This window comes from Streptomyces sp. NPDC042346, from assembly GCF_055581845.1.
The window spans coordinates 1,051,902-1,066,528 of the sequence record NZ_JBVJEH010000002.1 but is presented as its reverse complement, the minus strand read 5'-3'; the positions used below and the strand labels follow the sequence as shown (position 1 = coordinate 1,066,528).

At 74.8% G+C, this 14,627-nt stretch carries 12 protein-coding genes; 6 read left to right on the top strand and 6 right to left on the bottom strand.

The window, feature by feature from the left end; genetic code table 11:
- Nucleotides 1-40: 40 nt before the first annotated feature.
- Genes ACZ6K0_RS13340 through ACZ6K0_RS13330 form a run of 3 tightly spaced genes read right to left on the bottom strand, consistent with a single transcriptional unit; the run spans nucleotide 41 to nucleotide 2,911 of the window.
- Nucleotides 41-1,447, bottom strand: a complete 1,407-nt coding sequence (locus ACZ6K0_RS13340) for a lipase maturation factor family protein (protein WP_376409840.1) — start codon at nucleotides 1,445-1,447, stop codon at nucleotides 41-43.
- A gap of 22 nt (nucleotides 1,448-1,469) precedes the next feature.
- Entirely contained in the window at nucleotides 1,470-2,021 is a 552-nt protein-coding gene (locus tag ACZ6K0_RS13335) for a DUF1990 family protein (RefSeq protein ID WP_376409838.1), read from the bottom strand.
- Nucleotides 2,018-2,911, bottom strand: a complete 894-nt coding sequence (locus ACZ6K0_RS13330; protein ID WP_469232224.1) for a YndJ family protein — start codon at nucleotides 2,909-2,911, stop codon at nucleotides 2,018-2,020. Before ACZ6K0_RS13330 ends, ACZ6K0_RS13335 begins: the two co-directional genes overlap by 4 nt.
- A gap of 240 nt (nucleotides 2,912-3,151) precedes the next feature.
- Here ACZ6K0_RS13330 and ACZ6K0_RS13325 point away from each other — a divergent pair, with 240 nt between their 5' ends.
- From ACZ6K0_RS13325 to ACZ6K0_RS13315, 3 genes are all read left to right on the top strand, one after another.
- Entirely contained in the window at nucleotides 3,152-4,399 is a 1,248-nt protein-coding gene (locus ACZ6K0_RS13325; protein ID WP_469232116.1) for a DUF6777 domain-containing protein, read from the top strand.
- 389 nt (nucleotides 4,400-4,788) lie between these two features.
- Nucleotides 4,789-6,768, top strand: coding sequence for a SpoIIE family protein phosphatase (locus ACZ6K0_RS13320; RefSeq protein WP_376410204.1), 1,980 nt, complete (start codon nucleotides 4,789-4,791; stop codon nucleotides 6,766-6,768).
- Between the two features lie 205 nt (nucleotides 6,769-6,973).
- On the top strand, nucleotides 6,974-8,332 hold the full coding sequence (locus tag ACZ6K0_RS13315; RefSeq protein WP_469232222.1) for a wax ester/triacylglycerol synthase family O-acyltransferase: 1,359 nt from the start codon (nucleotides 6,974-6,976) through the stop codon (nucleotides 8,330-8,332).
- A gap of 11 nt (nucleotides 8,333-8,343) precedes the next feature.
- On the opposite strand, the gene ACZ6K0_RS13310 is transcribed toward ACZ6K0_RS13315, so the two are convergent.
- Genes ACZ6K0_RS13310 through ACZ6K0_RS13300 form a run of 3 tightly spaced genes read right to left on the bottom strand, consistent with a single transcriptional unit; the run spans nucleotide 8,344 to nucleotide 12,104 of the window.
- A complete protein-coding gene (locus ACZ6K0_RS13310) occupies nucleotides 8,344-10,050 on the bottom strand; it encodes an alpha/beta fold hydrolase (RefSeq protein ID WP_469232114.1) in 1,707 nt (568 codons plus the stop codon).
- Between the two features lie 42 nt (nucleotides 10,051-10,092).
- Nucleotides 10,093-11,436: a sensor histidine kinase gene (locus ACZ6K0_RS13305; protein WP_376409831.1), complete on the bottom strand. Its 1,344-nt coding sequence runs from the start codon at nucleotides 11,434-11,436 to the stop codon at nucleotides 10,093-10,095.
- Complete coding sequence (locus tag ACZ6K0_RS13300; protein WP_376409828.1) at nucleotides 11,433-12,104, bottom strand: response regulator transcription factor; 672 nt, start codon at nucleotides 12,102-12,104, stop codon at nucleotides 11,433-11,435. Before ACZ6K0_RS13300 ends, ACZ6K0_RS13305 begins: the two co-directional genes overlap by 4 nt.
- Nucleotides 12,105-12,338: 234 nt before the next feature.
- Between ACZ6K0_RS13300 and ACZ6K0_RS13295 the strand changes: the two genes are divergently transcribed.
- The 3 genes from ACZ6K0_RS13295 (at nucleotide 12,339) to ACZ6K0_RS13285 (ending at nucleotide 14,576) form a co-directional block, all read left to right on the top strand.
- A complete protein-coding gene (locus ACZ6K0_RS13295) occupies nucleotides 12,339-13,211 on the top strand; it encodes an Fpg/Nei family DNA glycosylase (RefSeq protein ID WP_376399510.1) in 873 nt (290 codons plus the stop codon).
- Between the two features lie 100 nt (nucleotides 13,212-13,311).
- Nucleotides 13,312-14,073, top strand: a complete 762-nt coding sequence (locus ACZ6K0_RS13290) for a LytR/AlgR family response regulator transcription factor (protein ID WP_376399507.1) — start codon at nucleotides 13,312-13,314, stop codon at nucleotides 14,071-14,073.
- 113 nt (nucleotides 14,074-14,186) lie between these two features.
- Entirely contained in the window at nucleotides 14,187-14,576 is a 390-nt protein-coding gene (locus ACZ6K0_RS13285; protein WP_376399504.1) for a DUF485 domain-containing protein, read from the top strand.
- The last annotated feature ends 51 nt before the right edge of the window (nucleotides 14,577-14,627 follow it).

Below are 14,627 nucleotides of genomic sequence, written 5' to 3'. Positions count from 1 at the left end.
CGTCCTCCACTGGTGTACGTCCCCCACCGGGGCGTGTCCCTCACCGGAGCCGGATCGGCGGCAGGTACTCCCGCAGCAGCGTGCGGTGCCACCAGGCCCCGGTCTCGCGCAGCTCGCGCCAGGTCGTGTACCGGTAGCGGTACAGCCGGGCGCGGACGTGCGTCGGCGGCGCGTCGGGGAACGGGTTGTGGGCGAGCAGCCGCAGCGTGTCGCGGTCGCCGTCGAGCAGCCGCTCCACGAAGGGCCCGAACCAGTCGCGCGCGTACCCGGGGGAGAGCGCGGCGAACCACATCAGCCAGTCGAGGCGGAGGTGGTACGGGGCGAACTGGCGCGGCAGCCGCCGCGGATCGCCCGGCTTGCCCCGGAAGCCGTACTCCCGCCACACCGTGCCCGCGTGCGGGGCCGGGTCGTCGGTGCCCTCGACGACGATCTCGTCCCGCACCCGGCCGACGGTGCCGAACGCGCCGTACGTGTTGACCAGGTGGTACGGGTCGTACGAGCGGTTCATCGCCTGGTCGCGGGAGAGCAGATTGCGCACCGGCCGGTAGCTCCGGAACAGGACGAAGGCCGTCACCGCGACGACCACGGCCACGTACCAGAGCGGCGGATCCGGCCGCGGGTGGTCCCCGGTGAGCGCGGAGGCGTCCACGACCGACACGGCGAGCACGACGGTGAGCCAGTTCAGCCAGGCGAAGTTCCCGGAGAGCACCAGCCAAAGCTGCGTCGCGATCATGAGGCAGGCGGCGACCGTGGCGACCGGCTGCGGGGTGAAGAGGAGGAACGGCACGAACAGCTGGACGACGTGGTTGGCCGCAGCCTCGACCCGGTGCAGCGGGCGCGGGAGGTGGTGGAAGAACCAGCTCAGCGGGCCGGGCATGGGCTGCGTCTCGTGGTGGTGGTAGAGGCAGGTGAGGTTCCGCCAGCAGCGGTCGCCCCGGATCTTGATGAGACCGGCGCCGAACTCGACCCGGAAGAGCAGCCAGCGCAGCAGGAAGAGGACGAGGACGGGTGGTCCCGTGTCGTCGTTGCCGAGGAAGACCGCGAGGAAGCCGGTCTCCAGGAGCAGCGACTCCCAGCCGAAGGCGTACCAGGTCTGCCCCACGTTCACGATCGACAGGTACAGGCCCCAGAGCACGAGCCACAGGAGCATCGACACCGGGAGCGGCACCGCGTCGCCGGCGCCCGCCACGAGCGCCAGGGCGATCGCGGCCCCGGTCCACGCGACGGTCGCGAACAGCCGGTCGGAGTACCGCCAGTGGAAGAGCGAGGGGGTGCGGCGGGGCCGGGTCCCGCGTACGTACTCCGGTACCGGGAGCATGCCGCGCTCGCCGATCAGCGCCCGGAACTGGAGGGCGGCCGACAGGAAGGCCACGCAGTACAGCCCGGCGAGGCCCCGCTGGAACGCGATCCGGCTCAGCCAGAGGTCGGGCGCGGTGAACCACTCCATCGCTTCCAGTATCGGCCCGGGATCACGCCCTGACGAGACGCCGGAGGGTCCGGCCCAGACGGCGGGCGTACGCCTTCTGGAGCACGGGGATCAGCGGGCCGGCGAGCCGGGTGTACCAGGCGGCGGGCCGGCTGAACGCGGTGACCGTGAACCGGACCGTGCCGTCGGGCGCCAGCTCGACGACGAAGGACTCCTCGCCGCACTCCGGGTGCCCGGTCACGGTGCCGTAGGCGAAGCCGGTCCGGCACTCCTCGTACGCCGTCCAGACCACCGCGCAGGGAGCGCCGAGCCTGACCTGGCCGACCCCCACCGACACCTCCAGGCGGACACCGGGCTCGGCGCGGACGGCCTCGCTGCGGACGGTCGCCCCGGAGGCGCGGTGCATGCGCCAGGTGGTGACGGCGGTGCCGGCGGTCTCGAAGGCGGCGCGGCCGTGGCCGACGACCGTGCTGTGCCGCAGGTGGTGGTAGTCCGCGGGGAGCTCCTGCGGGGAGCGGGTGGCGCCGATCTCGCGGTAGGTGAGGCTCGGGCGGGGACGGGCGGGGTGGGAGAGGCTGGTCGTGAGGCGGGTCATGCCGGGAGCTCCGTTCGCTGGTGAGCCGGGGTGGTGAGGGGAAGGGACGGCTGCGGCGGCGATGCCGCCCGGTCCGTCCGGAGGCGGCGTCGGGCGAGCAGGGCGCAGACGGCGAAGCCGAGGGCGTTGCCCAGGCCGTGCGTCGCGGCCGTCCACGTCAGGCTGAGATGAGGCAGGCCGGTGGCCTCGCCGAGTGCCCAGCTCAGCGCGAGCACCATGGTGACGACGAGGACCAGGGCCGAGACGGCGAGCAGCGCGCGCGTGAGCCGGCCGGCCGCGAGTTCGCGGCGCTCGCGCAGCGTCAGGACCGCGACCGCCGCCATGCCGGCGGTCAGGACGACCGCCCCGGCGAGCTCGGCCCAGTCGTCGACGAAGTAGCCGGCCAGGACCAGCAGCGTGCCCGCCGGGACGCTGAGCGCGGCGAAGCGGGCCGTGGGGCCGTCGTCGGCGCGGCAGACGAGACCGGCGACCAGGGCGGCGGCGAAGCCCGCGAAGTGGAAGTGGGGGACGGTCAGCGCGAGCAGGTCCAGGTCGAAGCCGAAGAGCGGGTACGAGGCCCGCTCGGCGACGAGCGCGAGTCCTGCCACGGAAGGCGCGGCCAGCGCGGTGAGGACGGCGATCTCCCGGGGTCGCAGGGACCGGGTGAGGGCGAGGCGGGCCGGGGCCTGGAGCGCGAGCGCCAGCGTGGCGAGGGCGTAGACGGCGGCGAGCGCCGCCGCGAGGCCGGAGCGGGGCAGCCACAGGGCCAGTGCCCCGGGAGCGGCGAGCAGCGGCCAGGCCCGCCGGAGCGGCACCAGGCCCGGTGGCCTGGGCCCGTCCAGGAGCGCGAGCCCCGTCGGTACGACCCAGAACATGCCGATCATCACGACCGGGTTCACCAGTAGCGGCAGCGCGGTCACGAGACACCCCCCGATGCGAACGAACTTGAACGCGTTCAACTGACGAGCCGAGCGTAGGGCTTTTCTTGAACGCGTTCAAGTGGGGTGCTCTCGGGCGTTCGGCCGGCCGGGTGTCGGCCGACCCGGTCGGCCTTCCTCCGCTTGCGGGGGCCGGTGCGCTGCGACAGACATGGGGGACTGGCCGGAAGGAACCGGGCGCCGGGCCCCGGAGAGAGAAAGCGGGAGAACCAGGTGCGCACACCACCGCGCCGGACGCGGCGAACCCCCACCGCGATCACGGCGACGCTCGCCTCCGCTCTCTTCGTCGCCGGCTGCTCCTCCGGCGGACAGGGCGGCAACCACGGCGAGCAGCCCGAGGCCGCCGTCCAGGAGATCCACCTCCAGCCGGTCGGCGCTCGGGGCCCCGACCCCTTCACCGCGTCCACCGCCCGGATCACCGGCCGGACGGTCGCCCCGGAGCGGGACCCGGAGGCCGCCTCCGTCCAGCAGGGCCGCGAGATCACCGGCTCCACCCCCGGCCTCTACGGCGGCACCCGGTCGGAGGCCAGCTGCGACGTCGAGCAGCAGGTCACCTTCCTCTCCGCCGACCAGGGCAGGACGCGCGCCTTCGCCGAGGCCGCCGGCATCCCCGAGGCGAACGTCCCCGGCTGGCTGCGCGGGCTGACCCCCGTCGTCCTGCGCGCCGACACCCGGGTCACCAACCACGGCTACCGGGGCGGCCACGGCACCGCCTTCCAGTCCGTCCTCCAGTCCGGTACGGCGGTCCTCGTCGACCAGTACGGCTCCCCGCGCGTCCGCTGCGCCTGCGGCAACCCGCTCCGCAGCCCGGTCCAGGCCCGGGGCGGCGTCCACCAGGGCGAGCCCTGGGACGGCTTCGACCCCGAGCACGTGATCGTCGTCCGGCCGACCAGCACCGTCGTCACCAGCCTCGTCATCGTGAACGCCGCCGACAGCAGCTGGATCGAGCGGCGGACCGGCAGCGACGGGGCCGAGGACCGGAAGCCCGCCGTGGAGCCGGCCTGCGACCCGGACACGTGCCACCTGACCGGGACCGTCACACCGGAGCCAGCGAGCCCCGACCCCGTGACCCCCGACCCCGCGCGGCCCGAACCCGCGCGTCCCGACGCCTCCCGCCCGGAAGCGGCCACGCCGGCCGTGCCGGATCCGACGGGTCCCGCGCCCGCGACCCCGGACCCGTCCGGGAGCGGCGGCACGGGGACCGACCCGACGCCCGCGCACCCCGACCCGTACCAGGACCCGACCTCGGAGCCGTACCCCGACCCGAACGCGGATCCGTTCGCCGAACCTCCCGGGCAGCAGCCCTCGGACCCGTACACGGACCCCTATGCGGATCCGTACGCCGACCCGTACGCCGAGCCTCCCGTCTACCCGCCCGACGCCCCGGAGGGGGAGATGCCGCCCGAGGAGCTCTTCCCGCCCGACCCGGGGCAGCAGCAGCCCGAGACCTTCGAAGGCTGAGAGGGCGCAGGGGTGAAAGGGATCTTCGTGGTGCGCAGGGGCGGAGCTGCGCCTAGCGTGGCCCCATGAGCGCGGGCAGAGGGGGCGGGGAGGCGGCCGAGCGGCTTCGCCGTGGGCCGGGGGAGCCGGAGGCGCCGGACGCACCCCGGGTGCCGGACGAATCGCGAGGCTCGGACGAATCGCGAGGCTCGGACGAGTCGCGGGGCTCGGACGAATCGCGGGCCTCGGATCGACCACGGGCCTCGGATCGACCACGGGCCGCGGTCGAATCGCGGGCCTCGGAGGAACCACAGGTCTCGGAGGCGCCGCGGGCCTCGGGCGCACCTCGGGCCTCGCAGGCGCCGGGTGCCGTGGCCCGGATCCTCCACGACTACGGCTCGGCCTTCCGTATGGGCGGATTCGACTGGGACCTGGTCACCGGGACGATGATCATGGACGACACCGCCCTCGACGTCTTCGACATGGACCGCGCGGAGTACGACGGCCGTCCCGAGAGCCTCGGCCCCCGTGTCCTGCCCGACGAGGGGCGCCGCCTCGACACCCTGGTGGCGCAGGCCCTCAAGGAGGGCAGCGACCAGTACGGCGCGTACTTCCGCATCCGCCGCCGCGACGGCAGCCACCAGTGGACCCACACCCAGGGCCTGGTCGAGCGCGACGACACGGGCCGTCCCGTGCGCATCGTGGGCATCCTCCGCGACGCCACCCACGAGCTGAGCGAGTCGGCCGCCCGGCTCGGACTCGACGAGGGGCGCCGCCGGCGCGCCGGTGTCGTCGAGGGCACGACGGCCGCCCTCGCCTACGCCCGTACCGTCCAGGACGTCATCGACCTGCTCAACGACTCGCACGCCCTCGAACACTTCGGCGCCGCCAGCCTCGTCATGGGCCTCCTCGAAGCCGGCCGCATCCACCTGGTCGCCGAAGGGCCCGACGGCGCCTTCGTGCCGGGCACCCGCTTCACCCGGGTGGACGAGCCGTACCCGATGAGCGAGGTGATCCGGACCCTGCGGCCCCGGTTCATCGACTCGCCCCGGGACTTCGCCGAGTCCTTCCCGGTGCTCTGGCCGCACATCAGCGGACTCGGCATCACCGCCGCCGCCTATCTGCCGCTCATCGCCCAGGCCCGGCCCATCGGCGCGCTCGGCCTGCTCTACAGCGACAAGAACGGCTTCAGCGAGGACGAGCGGACGCTGCTCGTCGCGCTCGGCAGCAGCATCGCCCAGAGTCTCCAGCGGGCCGTGCTGTACGAGCAGGAGCACGACCTCGCCGAGGGGCTCCAGCAGGCGATGCTGCCGCGCCGCATCCCCGAGGTGCCCGGCGCGCAGACGGCCGTCCGCTACCGCTCGGCCCGCCTCGGCCAGGACATCGGCGGCGACTGGTACGACATCATCCCGCTCCCCGGGGGGCGGGTCGGCGCCGTCATCGGCGACGTCCAGGGCCATGACACCCACGCGGCGGCGGTCATGGGCCAGCTGCGGATCGTGCTGCGCGCCTACGCCGCCGAGGGACATCCCCCGGCGACCGTCATGGCCAGGGCCTCCGTCTTCCTGCACGAGCTCGACACCGAACGCTTCGCCACCTGCACCTACGCGGAGGTGGACCTCGGCACCGGCGTCGTCCAGATCGTCCGCGCCGGCCATGTCGACCCGCTCGTCAGGGAGACCGACGGGAGCTGCCGCAGGCTCCCGGTGGAGGGTGGGCTGCCGCTCGGGCTCTCCGCCGAGTTCGGCCGCCTCGACTACCCCGTGACCGCCCTGGAGCTCGACTCCGGGCAGACCCTGATGCTGTACACCGACGGTCTGGTGGAGAAGCCGGGCGCCGACCTCGACGAGGGGTTCCAGTGGCTCACCTCCCTCGTCCGGCGCGGACCCGCCGACCTCCAGCAGCTCGCCGACCACCTCTGCGACGTGGTCGCCGACCGGGGCGGCGAGGACGACGTGGCGATCCTGCTCCTGCGCCGCCAGGCCGCCTTCGCGCCCCACGGAGCCGGCCGGCTCCAGCAGCACGTGGCCCAGAGCGACCCGGAGGCGCTGAGCTCGGCCCGGCACATGATCAGGGCCGCGGTCCGGGCCTGGGGCGGAGGGGAGCGCGCGGACGAGATAGAGCTGGTCGCCGACGAACTGATGACCAACGCGCTGATGCACACCGACGGCGGCGCGATCGTGACCCTGCGGGTCCTGAGCGGGCCCGAGCGGCGGCTGCGCGTGGAGGTCGAGGACCGGTCCAGCGCACTGCCCCGGCGCCGTGAGGCGGGGGAGGCCGGGGTCTCCGGCCGGGGACTGCTCCTGGTCGAGCAGATCTCCGATTCCTGGGGCGTCGAGTCGCGGGGCGGCGGCAAGTGTGTGTGGTGTGAATTCACCGTGCCGAACTGATGTCGTCCGTGTCTGTTAACTGAGCGTGAACTGATCGTACTTGACCGTAACTGTCGGTACGCGATTGACTTCGAGTTCCTACCCCTCAGCGCTGGACGTGAGGACACCCGTGAGCAGCAGCAGCGAGCTACTGGCACCCGAGCAACAGGCACCCGAGCAACAGGCACCTGAGCCACAGGAACCCGAGCTACCGGCACCCGAGCTCCTGGCACCCCTGGACCTGGCCTTCTGGCACCTGGAATCCCCCACCCACCCCCTGCACCTCGGGGCCCTCGCCCACTTCGGGCCCGTCCCCACGGCCCCGGACCACCCGGACCACGAGCCACCGCCGGACGTCCTGGAACTGCTCGCCCGCCGCGCCGCGGCCGTCCCCCGACTCCGGATGCGCGTCCGCGACGTCCTGATCCCCGTCGGCGGCGCCGCCTGGAGCGCCGACCCGGACTTCGACGTACGCCGGCACGTCCGGGAGATCGCCCTCCCCGGCGCGGACTTCCCCGCCGAGACCACCAGGCTCGCCGCCGAACTCATGGAACGCCCCGTCGAGCGCGGCCTGCCGCCCTGGGAGATGTACCTGTTCACCGGCGCCCCCGACGGCTCCTTCGCCGTCCTCGTCAAGCTCCACCACGCCCTCGCCGACGGCATGCGCGCCGTCGCCATCGGCGCCGGGATCTTCGACGAGATCGCCGCCGGCCGCCGCCCAGCGCGCCGCCCCCGACCCGTACCCCCGCGCTCCTGGCTCCCCGGCCCCGGCCGCCTCCTCGACCTCGCCCGGGACCGGCTCGGCGACCTCGGACGGGCCGTCGAGGTCAGCGCCTCGGTCGTCGGCGCCTCCGTCGTCCGCGCCGGCCGCCTCGACGGGCGCCCGGCCGCCGCCCTCGCCGCCGAATCCAGCGGTACGCGCCGGCTCGCCACCGCGACCCTGCCCCTCGACCGCGTCCACCGGATCCGCCGCGCCACGGGCGGCACCGCCAACGACGTCCTGCTCGCCGTCGCCGCCGGAGCCCTGCGCCGCTGGTTCGACGGGCGCGGCCTGCCGCTCCCCGGCACCGACCTCCGGGCCCTCGTCCCCGTCTCCCGCCGCCGCCCAGGCGCGGCGCCCGGCCCCGGCAACAGCCTCTCCGGCTACCTCCTCGACCTGCCGGTCACCGAACCCGACCCGGCGGCCCGGCTCGCCGCCGTACGACACGCCATGGACCGGAACAAGGCCGCCGGTCCCTCCAAGGGCGCGGGTGCCGTCGCCCTCCTCGCCGACCAGCTCCCTCCGCTCGCCCACCGCTTCGGCGCCCCGTTCGCCGCCGGCGCCGCCCGACTCCTCTTCGACCTCCTCGTCACCCAGGTCCCGCTGCCCCGCTCCGCGCTCTCCCTCGGCGGCGCCCCGCTGCGCGCCCTCTTCCCGATGGCACCGCTCGCCCGGGGCCAGTCCCTGGCCGTCGCCATGTCCCCCTACGGGGGACGGGTCCACATCGGTCTCGTCGCCGACGGCGAGGCGGTCCCCGACCTCGACGCGCTCGCCGCCGCGTTCACCGCCGAACTCGACCTGCTGGACCCGCCGGACACCCCCTAGGGGGTGTCCTGTCATGCCGTGCACGTCGTGCCGGGGCCGACCTTCGTCAGGGCGATCAGGTACGCCTCGACCTTCCGGTCGACGCAGGCGCTGCGGCCGTATCCGGTGTGCCCGGGGGCGTCGAGCGACAGCAGCATCCCGCCGGGGAACTGGCGCGCCAGGCTCACGGCCTCCGCGTACGGCGTGGCCGGGTCGCCCGCCGTCCCCACGACGAGCACCGGCGGAACGCCCGCGGCCCGCACCCGGTGCGGGCGCTGGGCACCGGCCGGCAGGTCCTTGCAGACCAGCTCGTTCGCCACGCCGGTCGTGCCGTAGACCCCCGCGGCCTTGTCGGCGGGGCCGAGCGCGTCCCAGTAGGCCTGGGCGTCGCGCGGGTGGGGGACGTCGAGACAGTTGATCGCGATCAGGGCGGCCTCGGCGTTGTCCTCGGGAACGTCGTCCTCGGGCCGGTCGCCCGCAGACCCGTCCTCCGTAGGTCCCTCGGAGGCGTCGTCGTCCGCGGGTCCCTCGGAGGCTTCCGCGTCGGGGTCCTGCGGCTGCTCGTCCCCCGCCGCCAGGGCCGCCAGCCGCGTCCCGTCCCCTCCGTCCGCCGCGACCAGCGCCTCGGACAGGGCCTGCCACTGCGCCTCCGGTGTGTACATGGACAGGCTGAGTGCCGAGACCAGGGTCGGCGCGTCGAGACCGTACGCGGAGTCGTCGACGGGCAGCGGCTCGCGCGCGGTCCGTTCGAGGAGCCGGTCGATCAGCGCGCGTATCTCCTCGGGCGTCGCGCCGGGACAGCCGTCGCCGACCGTGTCGGCGCAGGTGTCGGCGTACTCCTCCACCGCCTTCCTGAACCCGGTGGACTGGCCGAGCATGCGCTGCCGCCAGTCGAGCGACGGGTCGACGGCCCCGTCCAGGACCATCGCCCGTACGCGGCGCGGGAACTGCTCGGCGTACGAGGTGCCCAGGCTCGTGCCGTACGACCAGCCGACGTACGTCAGCCGCCGTTCGCCGAGGGCCGCCCGCAGCACGTCGAGGTCGCGGGCGGCGTCGTCCGTCCCGACGTGCGGGAGCAGCGGGCCGCCGGCCGCCCGGCAGTCGGCGGCCGTCGCCCGGGCGCTCGCGAGGACGTCGGCGCGCTCGGACGCGGTCCGGGGGTGGAGGGGCGCGGCGGCGGCGCTGTCCGGGGACTCCGCCCCGCCCTGCCCGGCGGGCTCCTCGGGGGTGCAGGTCAGGGCGGGCTCGCTGCCGCCGACTCCGCGCGGGTCGAACGACACGATGTCGAACCGCTCCCGCACGCCCGGGCCGATGTCGTCGGCGACGCCGTCCCGGACGAGCCGCACCCCGCGCTCGCCCGGGCCTCCGGGGTTGAGGACGAGCGAGCCGACGCGCTTCCCCGGGACCGCGGTGACGGCCTTCGCCACCGGCAGGACGAAGGTCTTGCCGTCGCCGGGGCGGGAGTAGTCCATCGGGACGGTGAGCGAGGCGCACCGGTGGTCGCCGCAGGGCCGCCAGTCGAGCTTCTGGCCGTAGAAGCGCCGCAGGTCGGGGCGGGAGGCGGGGTCGGCGGGGGCGGCCGAGGTCCTCGGCCGGTCTCCGTCCGAGCCGGTGCCGGCCGTGCAGGCCGCCAGGGAGGTGGCGCCGAGGACGGCGAGGGCGAGGACGAGGGCCTGACGGCGGCGTGGGGCGGTGATCACGAAGTACTCCCGTGGGTGGTCGGTCCAGGGAAGGATCACGCGCGGATGCTGAGGATTCGCTGAGGGCGGGCCCCCGCCCGTTCAGTCCGTCGTGGGCAGCCGCAGCACGAACCTGGCCCCGCCGTGTTCCCCGGGCCCCGCCGTGAGCGTGCCGCCGTGGGCGTGGGCGACCCAGGAGGCGATGGACAGGCCGAGGCCCGTCGACCCGGAACCGCTGCGGAAACGCTCGAACAGGGCGTCCGCGACCTCCGGCGGCAGCCCCGGACCGGCGTCCTCGACCGTCAGCGTGCCGTCCCGGACCACGGTGATCAGCACGTCCGCCGGAAGGCCCGGCGCGTGGCCGTGCGCGAGCGCGTTGCCCAGCAGATTGCCGACGGCCCGGCGTACGAGATCGGGATCGGCGACCACGACCGTCTCCTCGGCCTCGACCCGGACGCGGTGGCCCTCCGCGGGACCCTCGGCGGCTTCCTCGGCGACCGCCTCCGCCAACTGGTCCAGACGCAGGGGCTGGCGCGCCACCGTCGCCGTACCGGACATGAGCCGCGCCCGGGTGAGCAGCCCGTCGACCAGCCGGCCCATGCCCTCCGCCAGGCGCAGCGTGCGCCGGTGCACGTCCGTGCTGTCGGTCTCGCCGCGCAGCGCCGTCTCCGCGAGAATCCGGAGGGAGGCGGCCGGGGTCCGCAGATCGTGCGCCGCGTCCGCGAGGAACGCCTCCTGTTGGCCGAGCGCGGAGAGCGCGGGCCGGACCGCCCGGCCCGACAGCACGTGCCCGACGGCCGCGGACAGCAGCACGAGCACCGCGCAGCCGCCCGTCACCACCCACACGAGCCGCCGGTGGTCGTCCCGCTGGGCCGCCGCGTCGGCCATCGTCACCAGGACGCCCTGCGGGCCCTCGTCCTCCGCCGCCTCCGGCGCGTAGAAGGGCAGCGCGAACACCCGTACCGGCGCGCCGCCCGTCGTACGCCGGTCGAAGCCCCGCGCCTCCCCGGTCCGCGCCGCCGCCCGCCCGGCCTCCAGAACCACCCCGGGACTCACCGCCAGGCAGGGCGCGGCCGGCGCGTGCTGGACGGTCAGGCCGCCCGGATCGCTCGCGTCGCCCGGACGACCGCCCCGCTCGTCGTCCGTCACGAGGAGGACGGTCAGCGGCGGGCAGCCGGTGTTCACCGTGTCCGCCAGGACGTCCGTGGCCAGCCGCCCGTTCTCGTCGGTCTCCAGGAGACCGAGGGCCCAGCTGCTGTCCGCGTCCATCGCGTGGTCGAGCTGCTCCCGCCAGCGGGCGCTGTCGCTCCGTACGGCGAGCACGGCCATCGCGATCAGCCCCACGGCGCTGGTCAGCGCGAAGAGGAGGCTGATCCGCCGGCGGAGCCGCAGCACCCGTGCGGTCGGCGTGAGCGTCCGCGTCCGGCGGGGGAGCGCGGGCCTCACCGCACGTCGTCGGGCGCGAGCCGGTAGCCGACCCCGCGCACGGTGTGGATCAGCGGCGGCGACCCGAGCTTGCGGCGAAGCTGGGAGACGAGCACCTCCAGGACGTTCGACTGCGGCTCGGCCATCTCGTCCCAGCAGCTCTCGATCAGCTCGGCGCGGGGGACCGCCTGGTCCGCGCGGGCGGCGAGGACCTCAAGGACGGCGAACTCCCTGGTGGTGAGGGAGAGCAGGACCCCGGCCCGGCGGACGTGCCGGCGGGCGGTGTCGATCTCCAGATCGCCGACACGGTGCACCGGCGGGCGCACCACGGCGGAGCGGCGGCACAGGCTGCGCACCCGGGCGACCAGCTCGGGCACGGCGAACGGCTTGACGAGATAGTCGTCGCCGCCGCTCGCGAAGCCCTCCACCCGGTCCGCGACGGTGTCGCGCGCCGTGAGGAACAGCACGGGCACGTCGCGACCGCCGCGCCGCAGCCCCTCGACGTAGGCGGCGGCGTCCCCCGAGGGCAGCATCCGGTCGAAGACCGCGCAGTCGTACGCGGTGACGAACAGCGCCTCGTCGGCCCGCGGCAGGTCGGCCGCCTCGTCGACGGCGAGCCCGGCGGCCCGCAGAGCGGCGGCCACCCCGAACCGGAGGTCTTCGTCGTCCTCGACGAGCAGTACGCGCACGTCACCCACCCTAGGGGGTGTCTTGCCGATCAGGCCGGGCTCGCGACGCCTGGCACCGCGCCTCGCCGCGTTGTCGTCACTCGCCATGGCTCCGCCATGACTCCCTCCTCCGCCTTGCGATCCACGGCACCAGACGCCGCTCCCTGATCCGGCCTGATCGACAAGACACCCCCTAGAGGGTGTCCGAGACGTGTCCGGCGCGCGGCCCCGCCGCCCCTGCGGCAGGGTGGAGCCATGCCCGAACTGCCCGAGGTGGAAGCGCTCCGCGAGTTCCTCGACGCGCATCTGGTGGGCAAGGAGATCGCCCGCGTCCTGCCCGTCGCGATCAGCGTCCTCAAGACGTACGACCCTCCCCTCACCGCCGTCGAGGGCGCCGAGGTCACCGCGGTCGGCCGGCACGGGAAGTTCCTCGACCTCACCACCACCGGCGCGGCGGGCGAGCTCCACCTCCTGATCCACCTGGCCCGCGCGGGCTGGCTCCGCTGGCAGGACCCGCTGCCCTCCGGGCCGCCGAAGCCCGGCCGGAACCCGCTGGCCCTGCGTACCGCCCTCACCGGAGGCGACGGCTTCGACCTCACCGAGGCCGGCACCACGAAACGGCTCGCCGTCCACCTCGTCCACGACCCGGCCGACGTGCCCGGCGTCGCACGGCTCGGCCCCGACCCGCTCGCCGAGGACTTCGGCCCCGAGGCCTTCGCCGCCCTCCTCGCGGGCGAACAGCGGCAGATCAAGGGCGCCCTTCGCGACCAGAGCCTCATCGCGGGCATCGGCAACGCCTACAGCGACGAGATCCTCCACGCGGCGAGGATGTCGCCGTTCAAGCCCACCCGGAACCTCACCCCGGAGGAGACCACCGCCCTCTGGACGGCGATGCGGACCACCCTCCGCGAGGCCGTCGAACGCTCCCACGGCCTCGCCGCAGGCAAGCTCAAGGCCGAGAAGAAGAGCGGCCTGCGCGTCCACGGCCGGACCGGCGAACCCTGCCCCGTCTGCGGGGACACCATCCGCGAGGTCTCCTTCAGCGACTCCTCCCTCCAGTACTGCCCCACCTGCCAGACCGGCGGCAAGCCGCTCGCCGACCGCCGCCTGTCGAAACTCCTCAAATAGCCTCCCGCGCTCCTCGCGAAGGGCCTCTCGTGCTCCTCGCACAAGGCCTCCCGCGCTCCTCACGGACGGCCTCCCGCGCTCCTCCCCTAGACTCCCGCGCATGCTGCGCGTACTGGCCGTCGACGACGAGGAGCCCGCCCTCGGCGAGCTGCTCTACCTGCTCCGCGCCGACCCACGCGTCCGCACCGCCGAAGGCGCGGGCGACGCGACCGCGGCCCTGCGCAGGATCGGCCGCGCCCTGGAGACCGGGCCCGACGGCGACGACGGCATCGACGTCGTCTTCCTCGACATCCACATGCCCGGCCTCACCGGACTCGACGTGGCCCGGCTGCTCGCCGGCTTCGCCCGCCCGCCCCTCGTCGTCTTCGTCACCGCCCACGAGGGCTTCGCCCTCCAGGCCTTCGACCTCAAGGCCGTCGACTACGTCCTCAAGCCCGTCCGCCGCGAACGCCTCGCCGAGGCCGTCCGCCGCGTCCACGACCTGGTCCACGCCACCGCCCCCGCCGTACCGGCGGCGGGACCCGCCACCCCCGAGCAGATCCCCGTCGAACTCGGCGGGGTCACCCGGTTCGTCGCCGTCGACGACATCGCGTACGTGGAGGCCCACGGCGACTACGCCCGCCTCCACACCGACCACGGCAGTCACCTCGTCCGCATCCCGCTCTCCACTCTCGAAGAGCGGTGGGCCGCCCGGGGATTCGTCCGCATCCACCGCAGCCATCTCGTGGCCCTCGACCGGATCGACGAACTCCGGCTCGACGGCGGGAGCACCTCGGTACGGCTCGGCGACACCGACCTCGCCGTCAGCCGCCGCCACGCCCGCCACCTGCGTGACCTGCTGATGCGCCGGGCCGGGGGCTGATCGCCCAGGGGTCTGTCGTGGCCGGGGAGCGCTGCGTAGACTCCACGCGTCCCGGGCCCCACGGCCCGCCTGCCCGACCGGGCAGCCGCCGAGAGATGCCGGAGCGGACGCCGATGTCCGAGCACCAGCCGCCGCCCCGCAGACCCCGGCGCGAGACCGTCACGTACGCCTCCGCCCACGGCGGGGGCGCCGTCCCGGGACCCGCCCTGCGGCCGCCCGCGCACGCGCCCGCCCGCTCCGAGATCGACGAGCAGACCACCCTCGGGCACACCTACGTCCGCTCCCTGATGCGCAGCCAGCTGCGCGCCGCCCTCACCGCCCTCGGCGCGCTCGCCCTGCTCGTCGGCTCGCTGCCCCTGCTGCTCGCGCTGCCCGCGCCCGAGGCCCTGGTCTGGGCGGCGCTCGGCGCCGGGGTGTACCCCGTCGTCTGGGGCATAGCCCACTGGTACGTCCGCCGCGCCGAGCGCAACGAGCGCGACTTCACCGGCCTCGTCGAACGGTGAGTGGAACCGTGAGCGGAACGGCGAGTGGAACGGTGAGCGGGACGCTGAGCG

Excerpts from the sequence above, each read along its gene's own strand:
- ACZ6K0_RS13290 (WP_376399507.1), top strand. The coding sequence starts at position 13,312 with ATGCTGCGCGTACTGGCCGTCGACGACGAGGAGCCCGCCCTCGGCGAG.
- ACZ6K0_RS13335 (WP_376409838.1), bottom strand. The coding sequence starts at position 2,021 with ATGACCCGCCTCACGACCAGCCTCTCCCACCCCGCCCGTCCCCGCCCG.
- ACZ6K0_RS13285 (WP_376399504.1), top strand. The coding sequence starts at position 14,187 with ATGTCCGAGCACCAGCCGCCGCCCCGCAGACCCCGGCGCGAGACCGTC.
- ACZ6K0_RS13295 (WP_376399510.1), top strand. The coding sequence starts at position 12,339 with ATGCCCGAACTGCCCGAGGTGGAAGCGCTCCGCGAGTTCCTCGACGCG.
- ACZ6K0_RS13320 (WP_376410204.1), top strand. The coding sequence starts at position 4,789 with ATGGGCGGATTCGACTGGGACCTGGTCACCGGGACGATGATCATGGAC.
- ACZ6K0_RS13340 (WP_376409840.1), bottom strand. The coding sequence starts at position 1,447 with ATGGAGTGGTTCACCGCGCCCGACCTCTGGCTGAGCCGGATCGCGTTC.